Annotated in this window: 15 protein-coding genes; 10 read left to right on the top strand and 5 right to left on the bottom strand. The window is 74.3% G+C overall.

The genetic code is table 11. The features are described 5' to 3' along the window. Positions 1-170: 170 nt before the first annotated feature. The 5 genes from IEZ10_RS07970 to IEZ10_RS07950 all read left to right on the top strand — a co-directional run bounded on the left by IEZ10_RS07970 (position 171) and on the right by IEZ10_RS07950 (position 6549). A complete protein-coding gene (locus tag IEZ10_RS07970; RefSeq protein ID WP_189245844.1) occupies positions 171-1802 on the top strand; it encodes a serine/threonine-protein kinase in 1632 nt (543 codons plus the stop codon). Beyond that, positions 1799-3403 (top strand): serine/threonine-protein kinase, encoded by a 1605-nt coding sequence (locus IEZ10_RS07965; protein ID WP_189245843.1) that lies wholly within the window; start codon positions 1799-1801, stop codon positions 3401-3403. The genes IEZ10_RS07970 and IEZ10_RS07965 overlap by 4 nt, the downstream gene beginning before the upstream one ends. Next, positions 3396-4895, top strand: a complete 1500-nt coding sequence (locus IEZ10_RS07960; RefSeq protein WP_189245842.1) for a serine/threonine-protein kinase — start codon at positions 3396-3398, stop codon at positions 4893-4895. Before IEZ10_RS07965 ends, IEZ10_RS07960 begins: the two co-directional genes overlap by 8 nt. After that, positions 4888-6222 (top strand): serine/threonine-protein kinase, encoded by a 1335-nt coding sequence (locus tag IEZ10_RS07955; protein ID WP_189245841.1) that lies wholly within the window; start codon positions 4888-4890, stop codon positions 6220-6222. Before IEZ10_RS07960 ends, IEZ10_RS07955 begins: the two co-directional genes overlap by 8 nt. A 132-nt stretch (positions 6223-6354) precedes the next feature. Next, positions 6355-6549 (top strand): tail-anchor membrane protein, encoded by a 195-nt coding sequence (locus IEZ10_RS07950; protein ID WP_179819333.1) that lies wholly within the window; start codon positions 6355-6357, stop codon positions 6547-6549. Between the two features lie 40 nt (positions 6550-6589). Here IEZ10_RS07950 and IEZ10_RS07945 read toward each other — a convergent pair whose 3' ends face one another. Together IEZ10_RS07945 and IEZ10_RS07940 are read right to left on the bottom strand one after the other, a co-directional pair. After that, complete coding sequence (locus IEZ10_RS07945) at positions 6590-6913, bottom strand: DUF3817 domain-containing protein (RefSeq protein ID WP_229811059.1); 324 nt, start codon at positions 6911-6913, stop codon at positions 6590-6592. Between the two features lie 43 nt (positions 6914-6956). Next, a complete protein-coding gene (locus IEZ10_RS07940; RefSeq protein WP_189245840.1) occupies positions 6957-7712 on the bottom strand; it encodes an SURF1 family protein in 756 nt (251 codons plus the stop codon). 254 nt (positions 7713-7966) lie between these two features. Between IEZ10_RS07940 and IEZ10_RS07935 the strand changes: the two genes are divergently transcribed. Further along, positions 7967-8134: a hypothetical protein gene (locus IEZ10_RS07935; protein ID WP_189245839.1), complete on the top strand. Its 168-nt coding sequence runs from the start codon at positions 7967-7969 to the stop codon at positions 8132-8134. 270 nt (positions 8135-8404) lie between these two features. Here the strand turns inward: IEZ10_RS07935 and IEZ10_RS07930 are convergent, their stop codons facing one another. Beyond that, entirely contained in the window at positions 8405-10198 is a 1794-nt protein-coding gene (locus IEZ10_RS07930; protein ID WP_189245838.1) for a gamma-glutamyltransferase family protein, read from the bottom strand. A 290-nt stretch (positions 10199-10488) separates the two neighbouring features. Here IEZ10_RS07930 and IEZ10_RS07925 point away from each other — a divergent pair, with 290 nt between their 5' ends. The 3 genes from IEZ10_RS07925 to IEZ10_RS07915 all read left to right on the top strand — a co-directional run bounded on the left by IEZ10_RS07925 (position 10489) and on the right by IEZ10_RS07915 (position 14133). Continuing rightward, on the top strand, positions 10489-11655 hold the full coding sequence (locus IEZ10_RS07925; RefSeq protein WP_189245837.1) for an ATP-binding protein: 1167 nt from the start codon (positions 10489-10491) through the stop codon (positions 11653-11655). A gap of 16 nt (positions 11656-11671) precedes the next feature. Then, a complete protein-coding gene (locus IEZ10_RS07920) occupies positions 11672-12319 on the top strand; it encodes a response regulator transcription factor (RefSeq protein ID WP_189245836.1) in 648 nt (215 codons plus the stop codon). Between the two features lie 266 nt (positions 12320-12585). Beyond that, the gene (locus IEZ10_RS07915; protein ID WP_189245835.1) at positions 12586-14133 is read left to right on the top strand and encodes a tetratricopeptide repeat protein; all 1548 of its coding nucleotides are present in this window, start codon (positions 12586-12588) and stop codon (positions 14131-14133) included. A 94-nt stretch (positions 14134-14227) separates the two neighbouring features. Here the strand turns inward: IEZ10_RS07915 and ald are convergent, their stop codons facing one another. Beyond that, complete coding sequence (ald, locus tag IEZ10_RS07910) at positions 14228-15343, bottom strand: alanine dehydrogenase (RefSeq protein ID WP_189245834.1); 1116 nt, start codon at positions 15341-15343, stop codon at positions 14228-14230. A gap of 107 nt (positions 15344-15450) precedes the next feature. Further along, a complete protein-coding gene (locus tag IEZ10_RS07905) occupies positions 15451-16845 on the bottom strand; it encodes an aspartate aminotransferase family protein (protein ID WP_189245833.1) in 1395 nt (464 codons plus the stop codon). Positions 16846-17129: 284 nt separating this feature from the next. Here IEZ10_RS07905 and IEZ10_RS07900 point away from each other — a divergent pair, with 284 nt between their 5' ends. Next, positions 17130-18476, top strand: a complete 1347-nt coding sequence (locus IEZ10_RS07900; protein WP_189245832.1) for a M20/M25/M40 family metallo-hydrolase — start codon at positions 17130-17132, stop codon at positions 18474-18476. Positions 18477-18644: the final 168 nt, after the last annotated feature.

Genomic DNA, 18644 nt, shown 5'->3' with positions numbered 1-18644 from the left:
GAGGCCGCAAGAGTATCGGGGGACCGCCGGGCTATCAACCGGCTCATCCGGCCGGCATTCCCGTCGCCCGTTCCGTTCAACGGTATTTCGGTGATGCGAAAGATCCTTGTTCGTTGGTCCATATCGCCCTAAGTGGCTATGTTTCTGTGCTCGATGGGACAGTGAACGGGGTGAACGGGATCGACACTCGACTGTTAGCGGGCCGCTACCGCCTGCTCAACCCGCTCGCCGAGGGCGGGATGGGCACCGTCTGGCTTGCCGCCGACGAGATGCTCGGCCGTGACGTGGCGGTCAAGGAAGTACGGCTGCCGCCCGACCTCGACCCCGCCCGGCGGCAGGAGCTGTGCGACGCGGCACTGCGCGAGGCCAACCTGGCGGCCAGGATCAAGCACCCGTCCATCGTCACCGTCCACGACGTGATCGTCGAGCAGGACCGGCCGTGGCTCGTCATGGAGCTGCTGTCCGGCGCGTCGCTGGAGCAGACGGTCCGCGACGGGCGTCCGCTGCCGGTGCGCCAGGCCGCCCGGATCGGCGTGAGCGTCGCGGGCGCGCTCATCGCCGCGCACGCCGCCGGGGTGGTGCACCGGGACGTCAAGCCCGGCAACGTCTTCCTCACCAGGACCGGCCGGGCCGTGCTGACCGACTTCGGCATCGCCGTCGTCGAGGACGAGGCCACCGCGGCGCAGACCGGCCGCCTGGTCGGCTCGCCCAACTACATCGCCCCGGAACGGCTGCGCGGTGAGCGGGGCGGGCCCGCCTCGGACCTGTGGTCCCTGGGCGCCACGCTCTACTTCGCCGTCGAGGGCCTGCCGCCGCACCCGGCGGACACCCCCGTCTCGGCGATCAGCCGTGTGCTGACCGAGCCTCCCCGGCCGCCCGAGCGGGCCGGCGCCCTGGGCCCGCTGCTGCTCGGCATGCTCGCCTCCCGGCCCGAGGACCGGCCGTCCTTCGACGCGGTCGCCCAGGCCCTGCGCGAGTTCGCCGCCGGCCGTCCGGCCGCCGTGCCCCCCGTCCCGTCCCCCGCCCCGTCCGTTTCCCCGGCCCCGGAGCGGGATGCCTTCCCCCGGCACGGGCAGGGGCCGCAGTCCGCCCAGGCCCCCGTCCCCGCCGCGCGCGGGGCGGATCGTCCCGGAGTCCGGGTCGCGCTGTGGGCGGCCGCCGAGGTGGCGGCGGTCGCGGCCGTCATCGGGGCGACCATGGGCGTGGCCCACCTCACCGACGCCTCCGCGGCCCCGGTGAAACCGGTCCGGCTGAGCGAGAAGCCGGGCGCCTTCGCCGTACCCGTGGACCTGTGCAAGCAGATCGCCGCGGCCGACCTCAGGAAACTCCTGCCGGCGTCGAACGCCAAGGGGGTGGCGCTCAACACCGGCGGCTGCGCGTGGGCGGTCCCCGGGGCCGGCCTGCGGATCGACCCTCTCAGCAGCGGCCAGGACAAGCCGTGGGGCAAGAGCCCCCGGCAGGCCCACGAACTGCTGGTGAACCAGCGCAACGGCACCGTGCCGACCGGGACGATCCTCTGGAGCTGGTCGGAGATCAAGGCCGCCCCCCGGTCCACCCGCACCACCGGCCCGCTGCCGGTGAAGCCGGTCGGGGACGAGGCGTTCGGCTACGACTACTACGAGAACCGGAAGACCGGCCGCCTGGAGCAGAGCCACGTGGTCTTCCGCGTCGACAACCTGGTGCTGGATGTCGGATACGCGGTGGTGGACGGCGGCAAGGACGCCCCGGCGATCCAGGCCGGCGCCCACACCGCCGCCACCTGGATCGCGAACGCGCTGAACAAGCAGAAGGCGAGCGGATGAACGACCCAGACGTCACCCGGCCCCAGGGCAGGCGCGGCCGCAGGCACGCCACCCCAGAGGCGGAGCCCGCCGCCGGGGCGGCGCTGCCCGCCGTACTGGAGCAGTCCCCGGGTGAGCAGATCTCGCTGGAGCACGCGGTCGCGCGGGGCGGGCCGATGGCGCCGCGCCAGGCCGCGGCGGTCGGCCTGGCCGTACTGGACCAGATCGTCGCCGTGCACGGCCGGGGGACGCTCCACGGCGACGTGCGGCCGGGCTCGGTGCTGCTCGGCCCGAACGACCGGGTCACCCTCCTCGGGCCGACCTTCCGGTCGCCGACCTTCACCGCCCCCGAGGGGGTGACGGGCCCGGCCGCCGACCTGTGGTCGCTCGGCGCGACCGTCTACACCGCCGTCGAGGGCCGTCCGCCGGCCCCCGGCGGGTCGCTGGACAACGCCGGCCCGCTCGGGCCGATCCTGTCCCACCTGCTGTCCGGGGACCCGGGGCGGCGGCCCGACCCGGGGACTCTGCGCAACGCCCTGCTGGAGATCTCCCTGACCGGCACGGCTCCGGCGACGCCGTTCCAGCCGCCCGCCCCGGCCCAGGTTCCCCCGCCGGCCCCCGGTACGGCGCGGCGGGACGCCCAGGGGCCCCCGGCGGGCCCGCCGCCCGCGCTTCCCGCCGGTTCCGGACCGGCGGCGCCGGCCCGGGAGCAGGCGGGCCAGGGGAACGCGGTCGCGGACCCGCCGGACGACGACCCCGCCGCCAACCCCGAGGCGACCGCGCCGCGCCCGGCCGTCACCGGTATGGGACCGGCGCCGGTGACGGCCGCTCCCGGCGTGCCCGCCCCGCACGAGGCGGTCCAGGGTCCGGGGACGCCGGAGGCGGCGTCCGGGTCCGGGCGGGCGTCCCGCTCCCGGCGTCAGGAGGGTCCGACCGGCCCGACCGAGTACGCCCGGGGCAGGTCCGGGGTGCTGGTTCCCAAGCCGATCGTGGCGCTGACCGGCGTCCTGGTCGTCGGCATGGCGGCCGTCATCGGCTACCTGCTCGCCTCGGCTCCCGGCGACCCCGCCGCGGACGAGCCGGTCGCGTCCGCCTCCGCCGGGCCCGGGGGCCGGTACGCCGCCCCGCCCCGCGCCTGCAGCATGCTCGACGAGAAGCAGGCCGGGGAGCTGGTTCCGGGCTTCCGCAGCTCGGAGGTCGAGCCCGGCGTCTGCGACTGGCTCAACCAGCAGGACTGGCGCAAGCCGAGCACGCAGAGGTACGACCTGCAGGTGCGGCTGGTCGCCATGAAGCAGAGCGACTCCGGCGTGCAGCGGGCCAAGGAGTACCTCGCGGGCAAGAAGAAGGACTTCGTCAGGGACGCCGAGTTCGCCACCCCCAAGCCCGCCCCGCCCGGCGACCTGAAGGGCATCGGCGAGGAGGCGTTCACCACCGGCAAGTACAACAAGATCAACATTTACGGCGGGTCGTACAAGGTGAGCGTGGTCTTCCGGGTCAGCAACCTGATCGGCGAGGTCGAGTACGAGCAGGGCGGCGTCGAGAAGGACGCCGAGGGCAGACTCGCCGCGGGGGCGCAGAAGGCCGCCCGCTGGGTCGTCGAGTCCCTCAGGACCAATGGCTGATCCGGGCCTTCCCGTCCTCGCGGGCCGCTACCGGGCGATCGACCGCCTCGGCGCGGGCGGGATGGGCGTGGTCTGGCGCGCCCGGGACGAGCTGCTGCACCGCGAGGTGGCGATCAAGGAGGTCAAGCTCGGTCCCGGGCTGCCGGAGGCGCAGCGCGCCGAGATGCGCGAGCGCACCCTGCGCGAGGCCAGGGCCGCCGCCCGGCTGGGCCATCCGTCCATCGTGACCGTGCACGACGTCATCTCCCAGGACGGCCGGCCGTGGATCGTGATGGACCTCATCCGGGGCCGGTCCCTGCAGCAGGTGGTCCGCGCCTCCGGGCCGATCGACCCGCGGCGGGCCGCCGCCATCGGGGCGGCCGTGCTGGACGCGCTGGCCCTCGCGCACAGCCGGGGCATCATGCACCGCGACGTGAAGCCGGCCAACATCATGCTGGCCGACGACGGCGGGGTGCTGCTGACCGACTTCGGCATCGCCACGCTGGAGGGCGACGTCCAGCTCACCTCCCCCGACGCGCTCGTCGGCTCCCCCGGCTACATCGCCCCGGAACGGCTGCGCGGCACCGGCGACGGCCCCGCGGCCGACCTGTGGTCGCTGGGCGCGGCCCTCTACACCGCCGTCGAGGGGCGCGGGCCGTTCCACCGGGGCGCCTCCGCCGCCACCCTCGGCGCGGTGCTCACCGAGGAGACCCCGGTCCCCGCGCGGGCGGGCGAGCTGGCCCCGGTGCTGCTCGCCGTACTGGACAAGGATCCCCGGCGGCGGCCCGGGGAGGCCGCCCTGCGCGCGGCCCTGCAGCGGGTGGCCCGGGGGCTGCCCGCCGGGCCGCTCCTCCCCGAGGACCAGGCGGGGCCGGCCCCGACGGCGAGGCAGGGCCGCACCGGCCTCCTCGTGGGGGCGGGGCTGGCGGTGATGGCCGCCGCGGTGGCCGGAACCGTGGTGCTGACCTCCTCGGACGACCCCGTGAAGCCCGCCCCCACCGGGCCCGACCCGCGCGCAGGGCGGTTCGCCACCGCCCCCGCCCCCTGCTCCCTGCTGACCCCCGCCCAGGTCCGGGCGATGGGCCCGACCGGCAAGCCGCTCCCGATGGACGCCATGGACGGCCACGGCCCCTCCTGCACCTGGGACGGCGGACCGGGCGCTCCGCAGGTCCGCGTCACCGTCACCCACCACAGGCCCTCGCCGGGGAAGACCGCGCCGGAGACGGCACGGGCGTTCTTCGCCGCCGACCGCACCAAGACCGCCGCCGACGCCGGAACGGGCCTCGTCGGCTCGGTCGGCCCGCTGCGCGACGCGGGCCGGATCGGCGCCGAGGCGTTCGCCTTCGACCTGACCTCCCTCGACCGCGTCTACTCGACGGTCCGCTTCCGGGTCAGCAACGTGCTGGTCGAGGTGGACGTGTCGCGGAAGGGAAAGCGGCCCGACACCGCACTGCGCGGGAACGCGCTCACCGCCGCGCGGCGGATCGCCGAGGAGCTGAACAGCCGTGACTGAGCCGACCCGCGCGCCCAGCAACCTGCTGGCCGGGCGCTACCGCCTGCTGGAGCGTCGCGACCGCACCGGAACCGCCTGGCGCGCCCGCGACGAGGTGCTCCACCGCGACGTCACCGTCTCGGAGGTACGGCTCCCGCCGCCGGGCCCGCACCGGGACTGGCTCCTCGGCCAGGTACGGGCCGCCGCCGACCTGCGCCACCCCGGCGTGGTCACCCTGCACGACGTGATCTCCGCCCCGGACCGGATGTGGCTGGTGCTGGAGTCGATCGACGGCCGCTCGCTGCTGCAGACCGTACGCGCCGAGGGGCCGCTCGCCCCCGAGCGGGCGGCCGATGTGGGCCTGCGGGTGCTGGACGCGCTGACCGCCGCCCACGGCAGGGGCGTCCGCCTGGCCGCCACCCCCGACACCGTGCTGCTCGGCGCGGACGGCCGGGTCGTGCTGACCGGCGTGGCCGGTCCCGTGTCCGCCGACGACCTGCGGGACCTGGGGGCCACCCTGTTCACCGCCCTGGAGGGCCGGGCCCCGGCCACGGGCTCCCTCCCGCCGCTGGTGAACGGCATTCCCCTGGCCGACCCCGATCCCACCACCGGGACGGTGACGCACGGCCCGCTCGCGCCGCTGGTGGAGGGGCTGCTGGCGGCCGACCCGGCGCACCGCCCCGACGCCACCTCGGTCCGCCTCACGCTGGAGCGGATCGCCCCCGCCCCTCCCGCGTCCCGGCGCAGGCACCTCGTCACGGCCGCGGTGGCGGCCGTCGCGCTCCTGGCCGGCGCCGCGTTCTGGCTCTGGCCCCGCGCCTCAGGCCCGGCCGCCCCACCGATCACGCTGCCCACCTCCTTCGCCACCGCCCCCGACCCCTGCTCGCTGATCACCAAGGAGCAGGCGGCCGAGCTGACCCTGGCCGCCGAGCCGCGGCCCGTGAGAAAGACCGAGTGCGACTGGTACACCGAGGACCGCAGCCTGCCGGGGAACCTCCAGTACACGCTCACCGTCGAGGTCCTGCGCTACCCGACGGACGAGAGGGCCCACGCGGACCACGCGCGCTTCATGGCCTCCGAGGGGAAACGGGACAGGACCTCGACCGGCCTCCCGCTGCGTCAGGTCAGGCCCGCGGCCGCGCAGCCCGGCATCGCGGCGGAGGCGTACACCTTCGCCACCACCAACGGGATCACCTACAACAGCGGCGTGGTCTTCCGCGCGGCCAACCTCGTGGTCGCGGTCCAGTACCAGCGCGACGGAGGCGCCGAGGACCCCGGCGACCGCACCCGCTCGGGGGCGCTGCGGGCGACCCGGTGGGTCCTGGAAGCCCTGTCCCGGGCGCGCTGAGCCGTACCCGGAGTTCGCGGGCGGACAAGATATATCTCGCCTGGAACCCGGGGGACGGGCCCGCTCGTTGGACGGGCGACGCAGAATGGACCAAAGGCGGGGCGCCGGCTCCGCGTTCGGAGGATGTTGAGGATGTCGCCCGTCCAGAAGTACGCCATCGGGGCCGCCGCGGTGATCGTGCTCGCCCTGATCCTGCCCCTGCCGAGCGTGGTCACCTGGTTGATCATTCTGGGCGTCGTCGCCGCCCCGGTGGTCGGCTATCTCATGCTCGACCCGTCCCAGCGCGCGCGGCTCCGCCGCGCCCGCAGGCGCGGCATCGGCCGCTGACGGTCCCCGGGCGGCCGTCTGGGCCCCGGGGACCGGGTGCTCAGGCGGCCGTGGGCGCCGTGGCGAGTTCGGTCTCCACGCGGCGGGTGACCCGGCGCTCGAACACGAACGACAGGAACGGGACCGTGCCCGCGAGCATCACGCCCACGACGTACGGCCACGACCAGCGGGCCTTCATCCCGAGGTTCATCGTGGCGACGAGGTAGAGCATGTAGAGGAAGCCGTGGATCGGCGAGACGACCTTCGACGGCCCCGCGACGTCGAACCCGTACCGCAGCACGATGCATGTGCACAGGACGAGCAGCATGGTCCCGACGATGTAGGCCAGGACGCGAAAGGGCTTGAGGGCGGATTCCACGGTCATCTACCTCGGTCTGTGAGTTGTCGGCACTGCAACGATATGCGGCTCAGGCGGTGGCCGGTTCGGCGCCGGAGTCCCGGTCCCCGGAACGGCTGCGGACCATGTCGCGCAGGAAGTGCCACCACATGAAGACGGCGAACAACCCGAAGATCCACCACTGGGCGGCGTAGGCGAGGTTGCGCCAGGTGAGCCCGCCCGGCTCGGTCGGCGGGGGCACGCTCACCGGCTTGGCCGCGACGGCCGGGGCGGGCGACTGGGCGGCGGCGACCACGAACCCGTCGCGCAGACCGACGCCCGGCCACAGGTTGATCAGCTCGGGCGACGACACGGTCAGCACCTGCCCCGCCGGAAGCGCCCGTGCCCTGCGCGGCACGCTGTCGGTGGGCTCCGAGGGCTGCAGCCGCCCGGTCACGGTCACCGTCCCCTCCGGCACCGCGGCGACGGCCGGGTCGTCGGCCCGGGGCACCCACCCGCGCACGACGGGGATCACGGTGCCGTCCCCGAGGTCGAGCGGGGCGAGCAGCCACAGGCCGCCGTCGCGTTCGGCCACCAGGAGCTGCCTGGACCGCTCGAACGTCCCCTGCGCCGTCACCCGGCGGCTGACCGCGTCGCTCGTCAGGTGGCTTCCCTGCCGGGCGAGGGTCTGCACGGCCACCGGGGCGGGGTCACGCGCCGCGCGGGGCTTCCCGGAGTCCTCGAAGACGCCGAGCTGCCACCGGCCGAGCAGCGCGCACGCGATGAGGGCCCCGACCGCGAGCAGGTGGAGCACCAGCGCGCGGGGCGAGAACAGGATGCGGAGCATGACACCACGCTATCCGCCCGGATCGGCGGTCCCGTCCCCAGTGTCGCGACTCATGGGTGTCCCGTGTCACGCGGGTCACCCGGGTCGCTCCGGGAGCGCCGGGCACCGGTCACGCCGGGCGGCCGGGAGGCACCGGAGAATCACCGAGGAAGCACTGGAGAAGCATCGGGGAAGCGTCAGGGAAGCGCCCGTGCTCTTCGTGAAAATGGCATGAGCGGTGGTGGAAGAACCCGCGATATCGCTAAAGTCATCCCATGTCTGATCCGCAGATTGACCCGGCCGGCAACACCCAGCAGTTCCGCGCTTTCGCCCAGGGGGCGGAGCCGGAGGCGGCCTCCCAGAAGAAGTCGCCGGCCGTGCCGATCGCGATAGCGGTCGCGGTGCTGGTCATCATCGCCGTGGTCGCCTACCTCATGCTCTGACACGCACTGTTCGCGGGCCGGGCGGCCCGCGACCCGGACGGGACACGCGAACGAAGCAGCGGCGCCGGTGGGGTTCCCCGGCGCTTTTCCCTGTCCGCGGACGGTCGCTTCTCCCCGTCCGCGAGCGGTCGCGCCGATACGCGCCGCCCGCCGTACCGGTGCCCGGGGCGGAGACGGTCCGGCCGTGGAAGCGGCGGCGCCGCGCGGAGCCACCCCTGCCCGTGGGTCCCCGTCGCGGCGGGGACCCACGGGCAGGACCCGAACGGCCCGCTAGCGGCGTTCGCGCAGCACCAGGGCGCTGCCGCCGCCTCGCCGTACGGGCTCGGCGACCGCCTGGAGCCTGCCATCACGCAGGAACTCCACGGCCGTGGCCGCGCCGATCTCGGGGGTCGGCGCGAAAACGTGCCCCCTGGCCGTCAGCTCGGCGCCGTGGCGCTCGATGAACGCGGGCTCGGCCTGGGTCTGGGCGGTGTTGCGCTGGCTGGCGCGCGGCGCGGCCAGCGCCTCCGGCATCGTCATGCCGAGTTCCCAGCGGTTGACGAGGATCTGCAGGACGGTGGTGATGATCGTCGCGCCGCCCGGGGAGCCCACGGCGAGCAGCGGCTTGCCGTCCTTCAGGACGATGGTCGGCGCCATCGACGAGCGCGGGCGCTTGCCGGGGCCGGGGAGGTTGGGGTCGCCGGCCGCGGGACCGAAGGTGAAGTCGGTCAGCTCGTTGTTGAGCAGGAAGCCCCGGCCCGGGACGACGATGCCGTTGCCCCCGGTGGACTCGATGGTGATGTTGTAGGCGACCACGCCGCCCCACCTGTCGGTGATGACCATGTGGGTCGTCTCCGGCCCCTGCGGGGCCTCCTCGGCGGCCTCGCCGGCCGGGGTGGCGGGACGGCACGGCTCGTAGGAGCCGTCGGGGCTGCCGGCGGGGGCCGGGTTGGCCATCGCCCGGTCGCCGACCAGGCAGGCGCGCTCCTTGGCGAAGCCGTCGGACAGCAGCTGCTCCAGCGGCACACCCGGGACGTCGCCGACGTACTTGTTGCGGTCGGCGAAGGCGAGCCGGGACGCCTCCAGGTACTCGTGCAGGCCTGCGTCCGGCAGGGCCTCCAGGATGTTGAGCGCCTCACCCACCGTCGAGCCGCCCGAGGACGGCGGCGCCATGCCGTACACGTCCATGCCGCGGTAGGTGACCTTCGTGGGCGGCCGTTCGAGCGCCCGGTAGGCCGCCAGGTCGGACGGCTCCATCAGGCCGGGCCGCACGTTCCGGGTGGACCCGGGGGTGACCGGGGGTCTCTTCACGGTGGCCACGATCTCCGCGCCGAGCCGCCCGCGGTACAGCCAGTCGCCGCCCTCCCTGCCGAGGGTGCGGTAGGTGGCGGCCAGCTCGGGGTTGCGGAAGGTGGAGCCGACCCGCGGCGGTGCGCCGCCCGGGAGGTACAGCCGGGCGGTGGAGGTGAAGTCCGCGAAACGGGCGGCGTTGGCGGCGACCTGGTCGTGGAAGGTCTGGTCGACGGTGAAGCCCCGGGAGGCGACCTCGATGGCGGGCTGGAGCGCCTGCCGGAGCGAGACGGTGCCGAAGCGGCGCAGGGCCAGCTCCCACTGGGCCACGCTGCCCGGCACCCCGGCCGACAGTCCGCTGGTGACGGCCTCGTCGAACGGGATGCCCTCCAGGGAGGAGGCGGTCATCGCCTTCGGCGCGGTCTCCCGGCCGTCGATCGTGTGGACCTTCCCGTGCCGAGCGTCGTAGTAGACGATGAACCCGCCCCCGGCCAGGCCCGCCGAGAACGGCTCGGTCACCCCCAGCGTGGCGGCCGCCGCGACCGCCGCGTCCACGGCGTTGCCCCCGCGGCGCAGCACGTCCAGCGCGGCCCGGCTGGCGTCCAGGTCGACGGTCGCGACCGCTCCGCCGTATCCCTCGGCGACGGCTTTCTTCTCCATCCGGTGGCCGGACGCCGCCGGGTGTCCGGGTGACATCGGGTGGCCCGCCGGCGAGGCGAGCGCGGGCTGGGTGAAAAGAACGGATCCCCCGGCCAGGACCACGGCGAGGGGCAGGGCGAGACGGCGATGCATCATTTGGCCTCCCACAGTCAGCTCGCCCCAGCCTTTCGCGGTTCGCTCGTCATGTCAGCCCCTCGTCTCTCATCGGCCGGATTCCCGCCCGCCGCCGATCGAACCCGCGCGGCCGCCACCGGCCCCTTCCCGCCCGGCGCCGATCGAATCGGAACGGCCGCCGCCGGCTCCCGGCCCGTCGTCCGGCCTCCCGGAGACCACCGCCGTTCCGCCTCCGGCTACCGCGGACGGCGTAGCCGGCCCTGCCCCGCCGGGCGGACGAACCCGGCGGCGGGCGGGCGTAAAGTTCGGGCGTGCGCGCCGGAACCCGATGGATAGACCCGCTGCTCCCCCTGCTCATGGCGGCCCTGCAGGTCGTGACGACCCAGGGCGCGCAGTGGAACCAGCCCGACCGCCTTCCGGTCGACCTCCTCGGCAACGCGCTGCTGGTCGCCGGGCCGGCGGCCCTGGCCGTACGGCGCCGCCACCCGGCCGTCACGCTGGCCGTCAACATCGCCGCCACCTGGGTCTTCATCCTCCGCGGCCACGCCTACGGGCCCATCTTCTTCAGCCCGGCCGTCGCCCTGTACATCGCCGTCACCCTGGGCCACCGGCGCGCCGCCTGGATCTCCTCGACGGTGACCTACGTGTTCTTCGTCGTCTACACCACCTGGCTGGCCCCCGTCCCCAGCCCGGGCCTGTGGCACGTCCTGGCCATCGCCGCCGCCATGGGGACGGTCCTCGCGACGGGCGAGTTCGTCCGCGCCCGGCGGGAGCGGCTCGCCGAGCACGAGCGGGTGACGCAGGAGGAGGCCCGGCGGCAGGCCAGCGAGGAGCGGCTGACCATGGCCCAGGAGCTGCACGACGTGCTCGCGCACAACATCTCCCTGATCCACGTGCAGGCGTCCACCGCGCTGCACCTCATCGACGACCACCCCGAGCAGGCCCGCACCGCGCTCACCACGATCAAACACGCCTCCAAGGACGTGCTGACCGAGATGCGCTCGGTCCTCGGCGTGCTGCGCGACGGCGCCCCCCGCTCCCCCACCGCCGGGCTGGACCGGCTGGAGGAGCTGGCCGGACGCAGCGGCCTGCCGGTCGTCACCGAGGTCACGGGCACGGTGAGGGACCTGCCGCCGGGCGTCGACCGGGCCGGCTACCGCATCGTCCAGGAAGCCCTCACCAACGTCACCCGGCACGCTCCCGGCGCCTCCGTCGCCGTCCGGCTGGAGTACGGCCCGCGCGAGCTGGTGGTGCGGGTGACCGACACCGGCGGCGACGCCCCCGCGGGCGGGCCGGGCAGCGGCCTGGGCGGCGGCAACGGCATCCCCGGCATGCGGGAGCGGGCCGCGGCCCTCGGCGGCGCGCTGACCGCCGGGCCGCACGGACGGGGCTTCCGCGTCGAGGCGCGGCTTCCGATCCCCGAGGAGAGCACGCCGTCCCCCGGGGAAGGCGCGCGATCCGCCGGGGAGACCGCATGATCCACCAGGAGACCGCATGATAAAGATCGTCATCGCCGACGACCAGGCGCTGGTCCGGGCCGGGTTCCGCGCCCTGCTCGACGCCCAGCCAGGGATGACCGTGGTGGCCGAGGCCGCCGACGGGGAGCAGGCCCTGCGGCTGGCCGCCGAGCACGACCCCGACGTGGTGCTGATGGACATCCGCATGCCGGGCATGGACGGCCTGACCGCCACCCGCCGGATGCCTCCCGGCCCGAAGATCATCATCTTGACGACCTTCGAGCTGGACGAGTACGTCTTCGAGGCCCTGCGGGGCGGCGCCAGTGGCTTCCTGGTCAAGGACACCGAGCCGGCCGAGCTGATCCAGGCGGTCCGCGTCGTGGCCGCCGGCGACGCGCTGCTCTCCCCCGGCGTGACCCGCCGCCTGATCGCCGAGTACGCCAGCCGCGCCAAGCAGCCCCACCCGGCCCGCGAGCTCGCCCTGCTCACCGACCGTGAGCGCGAGGTGCTCTCCCTCGTCGGCACCGGCATGACCAACGACGAGATCGCCGCCAAGCTGTTCATGAGTCCCGCCACCGCCAAGACCCATGTCAGCCGCGCCATGGTCAAGCTGCACGCCCGCGACCGCGCCCAGCTCGTCGTCCTCGCCTACGAGACCGGCCTGGTCAGGCCCGGCTGGACCTGACCGAACCGAACCGCATTCGATCACTCTCCGTGTTCGTCGGACGATCCGGCACGGGCGGCCCGGGAGATGAAAGGCGCGACGGCGCACCGGCCGCCCTCGCAAAGGGAGGTCATCTTTCGTCCTGCCCGGGGAAAATTTCAATTACACTCCGTGCCCACTCGGTCACATGGCAATCTGTCGGATGTCCTGACGAGGAGGGTGGCATGGGGTGGTGGCCCGATGGTCCGGAGACGGTTTCGACCCAGGCGGCCCCCCGGAGTACGGCGGTGCCGCCTCCCCGCGGCGCCCGGCACGGCACCGGCCCCGGGCCGGGTCCCGGTCCGGGGCCTGATCCGGCTCTCGACCCGGGTCCCGGCCCGGCTCTCGATCCGGCTCTCGACCCGGATGAGGAGACGGCGCTGCGATCGGCCGCGCACGGCGGCGACACGCGGGCCGCGCACCTGCTGGGCCGGCACTGCGCCCGGCGCGGCGACCGGGCGGCGGCGCGCCACTGGTGGGAGCGGGCGGCCACCGGGGGGAACATGGACAGCGCCTACAACCTGGGCCTCTGGCACGAGACGCACGGCAGCCCCGACGACGCCGCGCGGTGGTACGAGCTGGCGGCGGACGCCGGTGACGCGGAGGCGGCGGCCGGTCTGGCGAGACTCCTGCTGGAGCAGCGCGGCGACGTGCCCGGCGCGCGGCGCTGGTTCGAGGCGGCGGCGCGCGGCGGGTGCCGGTCGGCGGCCCGGCGCCTGGCGCTGATCTGCGAGGACGCCGGGGAGACGAGGGCCGCCGGGGAGTGGCACCGCAGGGCGGCGGTGGCGGGCGACCTGGCCTCGGCCCACGACCTGGGGTTCATCGCCTACACCCGCGGCGAGGACGACGAGACGCTGCGCTGGTGGGAGCTGGCGGCCCGGGGCGGCCACGCCGACGCCGCCTACCACCTGGGGCTGTTCCTGCGGGCCGACCGCGACCCCGAGGGGGCCGAGGCGTTCTACCGGCTCGCGGCCAAGAGCGAGCATCCCGGGGCCGCGTCCCAGCTCGGCGGGATCGCGCTGTCCCGCGGCGACCTGCGCACCGCCCGCGCCTGGTTCGAGCGGGCCGCCCGCGCCGGGCGGATCGACGACCAGCGGATGGCCGGGTTCGTGTGCGTGGAGCTGGGCGATCCGCGGACGGCCGGCCACTGGCTGGGCCGGGCCGCGGCCGGGGGCGACCCGGAGGCGGCCTTCACCTTCGGCCTGCTGCTGATCGCCGAGCGCGGCGACGTGCGGGGCGGGCGGCGCTGGTTCCGGGAGGCGGCGCGGGCCGGACACCGCGGCGCCGCCGCCGAGCTGGCCTCGCCGACGGCGGAGGCGGGACGTCATGGCGAGGCCGGGGCGTCCCGGGCGGGACGTCACGGCGAGGGCCCGGCGTCCCGGGCGGGACGTCGGGACGAGGGCGGACGCCACGCGGCGGAGGATCCCGGAGCGGGCCCGCGGCGGCCGGCGGTCGTGCTCCCGCCGTTCTGGGACCGTCCCGCCTCGCCGGAGCTGGTGGCCCGCGCCGAGCTGACGGCCGCCGCCGTGGCGCGGCGGGGCGGCACCCCGCTGAAGGTGGCCGACCTGACCGAGATCCTGGGCACCTGGGATCTGGTGACCCGGCCGCCGCGCGACCGCGCCGGCGCGCTGGCCTGGCTGGCCGGGCGGAGCGACGTCCCGCGGGACGCGCTCGCGTATCTGGCCTCGGTGCGGGACACGCTGCTGCGCCCGGGCAGCGCCCCGTGGCCGACCCCCGGGGAGGTCGAGCGGGTCCTGGCGGTCGCCCGCGACCTCCGGTCGGCCTGGCCGCTCTGACGCCGACCCGCGTGGCCGTACGGCCCGCCCCGGACAGCCGTACGGCCCGCCCCGCGCGGCAGGAGCGCGGGAAGCGGGCCGTACGGGATCGGGATCAGGCGGCGACGACCTCGGAGACCCGCGTGTACGGCAGGTCGAGGGCGAGTGCCACCTGGTCGTTGGTGAGCCGTCCGTCGTGGGTGTTGAGGCCCGGGGCGAGGGCGGGGTCCTGCCGCAGGGCCGACTTCCAGCCCAGGCCGGCCAGCTTGACCGCGTACGGCAGGGTCGCGTTGGTCAGCGCGTAGGTGGAGGTGTTGGCCACCGATCCGGGCATGTTGGCCACGCAGTAGAAGACCGAGTCGTGCACCCGGTAGGTCGGCTCGGCGTGCGTGGTCGGCCGGGAGTCCTCGAAGCAGCCGCCCTGGTCGATGGCGATGTCGACGAGCACGGAGCCGGGTTTCATGCGGGAGACCAGCTCGTTGGAGACGAGGGTCGGGGTCTTGGCGCCGGGGATCAGCACCGCGCCGATGACCAGGTCGGCCGCGAGGACCTCCCGCTCGATGGCGTAGGAGTTCGAGACGAGGGTCTTCAGGCGGCCCCGGTAGACGGCGTCGATGTGGCGCAGGCGGTCGATGTTGAGGTCGAGGACCGTGACGTCCGCGCCCATGCCGACGGCGATCTGCGCCGCGTTGAGACCGGAGACGCCGCCGCCGATGACGACGACCTTGGCCGGGGCCACGCCGGGCACGCCGCCGGGCAGGATGCCGCGGCCGCCGTTGGAGCGCATGAGGTTGTAGGCGCCCACCTGCGGGGCGAGGCGGCCGGCGACCTCCGACATCGGGGCGAGCAGCGGCAGGGTGTCGCCGGCCTGCACGGTCTCGTACGCGATGCCGGTGACCTTCCGCTCCAGCAGGGCGTCGGCGCACTCGCGGCCGGCGGCGAGGTGCAGGTAGGTGAAGAGCACCTGTCCCTCGCGCATGCGGTGGTACTCCTCCGCGACCGGCTCCTTGACCTTGAGGATCATCTCGGCCTCGCCCCAGACCTCGTCGGCGGTGTCGAGGATCTTGGCTCCGGCGAAGAGGTAGTCCTCGTCGGGGAGGTGCGAGCCGAGGCCGGCGCCGCGCTGGACGTACACCTCGTGGCCGTGGCGGACGAGCTCGTGCACGCCCGCCGGGGTCGCGGCGACACGGTATTCGTGGTTCTTGACCTCAGCGGGCACGCCGATCTTCATTGTGGTTCCCTTCGGTTCCAACGAGACGCCGGAGAAGAGGGGGATGAAGGGGCAGGGTAGCGCCGCGCGCCGGTACGGGGACGTACGGCGCGCGGCACGCGGCGCGGCTAGAGCAGGCTCCACGCCTCCGTCAGCACGGAGCGCAGAATCGACTCGATCTCGTCGAACTCCTTGGGACCGCAGATGAGCGGCGGGGCGAGCTGGATGACCGGGTCGCCCCGGTCGTCGGCGCGGCAGTACAGCCCGGCGTCGAAGAGGGCCTTGGACAGGAAGCCGCGGAGCAGGCGCTCGGACTCGTCGGCGTCGAAGGTCTGCTTGGTGGTCCTGTCCTTGACGAGCTCGATGCCCCAGAAGTATCCGGAGCCGCGGACGTCCCCGACGATGGGCAGGTCGAGCAGGCGCTCCAGGGTGGCGCGGAAGACCGGCTCGTTGCGGGTGACGTGGCCCAGGAGGTCCTCGCGCTCGAACAGGTCGAGGTTGGCCAGGGCGACGGCGGAGGAGACGGGGTGGCCGCCGAAGGTGTAGCCGTGGGCGAACATCTCGGTGCCGCTCTTGAACGGCTCGAACAGGCGCTCAGAGGCGATCATTGCGCCGATCGGGGAGTAACCGCTGGTCAGGCCCTTGGCGCAGGTGATGATGTCGGGGACGTAGTCGAACTTCTGCCCGCCGAACATGGTGCCGAGACGGCCGAAGGCGCAGATGACCTCGTCGGAGACCAGCAGGACGTCGTACTCGTCGCAGATCTCGCGCAGGCGCTGGAAGTATCCGGGGGGCGGCGGGAAGCAGCCGCCGGCGTTCTGCACCGGCTCGACGAAGACGGCGGCCACGGTGTCGGGGCCCTCCATCTCGATGGCGCGGGCCACGCGCTCGGCGGCCCAGTAGCCGTACTGCTCGGGGGTCATGCCGGGCACGCCGGTGATCTCGTCGGCGCGGTAGTGGTTGGTGTTCGGCACCCGCACCGAGCCCGGGACCAGCGGCTCGAACATCTGCTTGAAGGCGGGGATGCCGGTGATCGACAGGGCGCCCTGCGGGGTGCCGTGGTAGGCGATCTGGCGGCTGATGACCTTGTGCTTGAGGGGGCGGCCGGTCACCTTGAAGTACTGCTTGGCGAGCTTCCAGGCGGTCTCGACGGCCTCGCCGCCGCCGGTGGTGAAGAAGACCCGGTTGAGGTCGCCGGGGGTCTGCTCGGCCAGGCGCTGGGCGAGCTCGGCCGCCTTGGGGTGGGCGTAGGACCACAGGGGGAAGAACGCGAGCTCCTGGGCCTGCTTGGCGGCGGCCTCGGCCAGCTCGCTGCGGCCGTGCCCGGCCTGGACCACGAACAGCCCGGCGAGACCGTCGAGGTAGCGCTTGCCGTGGACGTCGTAGATGTACGAGCCCTCACCACGGACGATCATCGGCACCTCGGAGTCCTGGTAGGCGCCGTGCCGGGTGAAGTGCATCCAGAGGTTGTCCTGGGCGGCCTGCATGATCGAAGCCACGTCGGTGTTTTCGGGGTGCGTCATTGCCATCTTCCCTCGCTGTGCTGGGCTGCCAACCAGTGTGCCCGGCAAATACGGACATTGACAAGTGAAAACGTGGTGTCGCCGTATGATCGCGTCGAAATCCGTTGCCATACCACGCCCAAGCAACGGAATCCGCGAGTCGATAATGGGGCGGAACGGGCGGCGCGCGGCCCTCGGGCCGCAGGTCGGAGGCGGGATGTGCTGGAATCGGACGTTGGAGCGGCCCACCCCACCGGCCGCGCCGCAACGGAAACGACCAGATATTGAGATGCGGGGTAAAGTTCGTGACTCCTGACGAGATCGAGGGCGCCGTCGCCGCCGGCCTGCCCCAGGCGGTCGAAGACCTCAAGCGGCTCGTCGCCATCCCCTCGGTGGCCTTCCCCGGCCACCCGGAGGAGCCGGTGCACGCGGCGGCCGCCGCCACCGAGGAGCTGCTGCGCAGCGCGGGGCTGCCGCACGTCCGCCAGATCCCGGTGGACGGCAGCTTCCCCGCCGTCTACGCCGAGGCCCCGGCGCCCCCCGGCGCGCCGACCGTCCTGCTCTACGCCCACTACGACGTCCAGCCCGCCGGGGACCCGCTGCTGTGGCGCACCCCGGCCTTCGAGCCGACGGAGATCGACGGCGCCCTCTATGGCCGCGGCGCCGCCGACGACAAGTCGGGCGTCATCTCCCACGTGGCCGCCCTCCGCGTCTTCCAGGGCCGCTTCCCGGTCGGCGTCAAGATCATCATCGAGGGTCAGGAGGAGTACGCCGGGGAGCGCCTGGAGGCGTTCGTCGAGCGCAACCCCGAACTGCTCCGCGCCGACGCGATCATCGTCGCCGACACCGGCAACCCGCACGTCGACGACCCGGCGGTGACCACCTCCCTGCGCGGGATGGGCGCGTTCACCGTCGAGGTGCGCACCCTGAGCGAGTCGCTGCACAGCGGCACGTTCGGCGGCGCCGCCCCGGACGCCCTCGCCGCGCTGATCCGCATGCTTGCCGCCCTGCACGACGACAACGGCGACATCCGCGTCCCCGGCCTGCCGCGCGGCGTCTTCCTGGGGGCGGGTCCCTCGGAGGAGGAGTTCCGCAAGGGCGCGGGCGTGCTCGACGGCGTCTCGCTGGTCGGCTCGGGGTCGCTGGCCGACCGGCTGTGGGCCTCCTACGCCATCACGGTCACCGGCCTGGACGTGCCGACCGTCGCCGGGGCCATCAACGCGGTCCAGCCGGTCGCGCGCGCCCGGGTGACCGTGCGGGTCCCCCCGGCCGCCGACCCGAGGACGGCCGTCGAGTCCGTGGTCGACTTCCTCAACCAGGTCGCCCCCTGGGGCGTCAAGGTGAGCTTCAGCGACTACGTCGCCGGTTCCGGCTTCCTCGCCGACTCCGGCGGCGCGGCCCGCACCGCGCTGAACGACGCGATGGAGCGCGCCTACGGCCGTCCGCCGCGCGACGTCGGCACGGGCGGCTCGATCCCGCTGGTCTCCACGCTGGCCAAGCAGTTCCCGGCGGCCTCGATCCTGCTGTTCGGCGCCGAGGACGACGACGCCTCGATCCACGCGCCCAACGAGCGCGTGGACCTCGCCGAGCTCCGCCGCAACATCCTGGCCGAGGCGCTCTTCCTGCAGCGGTACGGCGCCGCGACGGCCTGAGGCCCGCCGCCCGGGACCGGAACGGGTCCGCCGGGGACCGGGACCGCCCGGTGTCCCGGCGGGTCCGGGGCCGCCCCGCGGAGGACCGGCCGGTAAGAGCCCTGCCCGCCGTCGGGCAGGGCTCTTTTGCGTGATAGTTTTTATACTGACTGGTCAGTTTAAAGAACG

Origin of the sequence: Streptosporangium pseudovulgare (assembly GCF_014648055.1) — a bacterium.
Classification (GTDB): domain Bacteria; phylum Actinomycetota; class Actinomycetes; order Streptosporangiales; family Streptosporangiaceae; genus Streptosporangium; species Streptosporangium pseudovulgare.
Note: the sequence above shows the minus strand (reverse complement) of the source record. Positions and strands in the feature narration are given on the sequence as shown.

What these genes read in the sequence shown, in the direction of transcription:
- IEZ10_RS07950 (WP_179819333.1), top strand. Translation starts at nt 6,355, where the DNA reads ATGTCGCCCGTCCAGAAGTACGCCATCGGGGCCGCCGCGGTGATCGTG.
- IEZ10_RS07945 (WP_229811059.1), bottom strand. Translation starts at nt 6,913, where the DNA reads ATGACCGTGGAATCCGCCCTCAAGCCCTTTCGCGTCCTGGCCTACATC.
- IEZ10_RS07965 (WP_189245843.1), top strand. Translation starts at nt 1,799, where the DNA reads ATGAACGACCCAGACGTCACCCGGCCCCAGGGCAGGCGCGGCCGCAGG.
- IEZ10_RS07920 (WP_189245836.1), top strand. Translation starts at nt 11,672, where the DNA reads ATGATAAAGATCGTCATCGCCGACGACCAGGCGCTGGTCCGGGCCGGG.
- IEZ10_RS07960 (WP_189245842.1), top strand. Translation starts at nt 3,396, where the DNA reads ATGGCTGATCCGGGCCTTCCCGTCCTCGCGGGCCGCTACCGGGCGATC.
- ald (WP_189245834.1), bottom strand. Translation starts at nt 15,343, where the DNA reads ATGAAGATCGGCGTGCCCGCTGAGGTCAAGAACCACGAATACCGTGTC.
- IEZ10_RS07930 (WP_189245838.1), bottom strand. Translation starts at nt 10,198, where the DNA reads ATGATGCATCGCCGTCTCGCCCTGCCCCTCGCCGTGGTCCTGGCCGGG.
- IEZ10_RS07935 (WP_189245839.1), top strand. Translation starts at nt 7,967, where the DNA reads ATGTCTGATCCGCAGATTGACCCGGCCGGCAACACCCAGCAGTTCCGC.
- IEZ10_RS07940 (WP_189245840.1), bottom strand. Translation starts at nt 7,712, where the DNA reads ATGCTCCGCATCCTGTTCTCGCCCCGCGCGCTGGTGCTCCACCTGCTC.
- IEZ10_RS07905 (WP_189245833.1), bottom strand. Translation starts at nt 16,845, where the DNA reads ATGACGCACCCCGAAAACACCGACGTGGCTTCGATCATGCAGGCCGCC.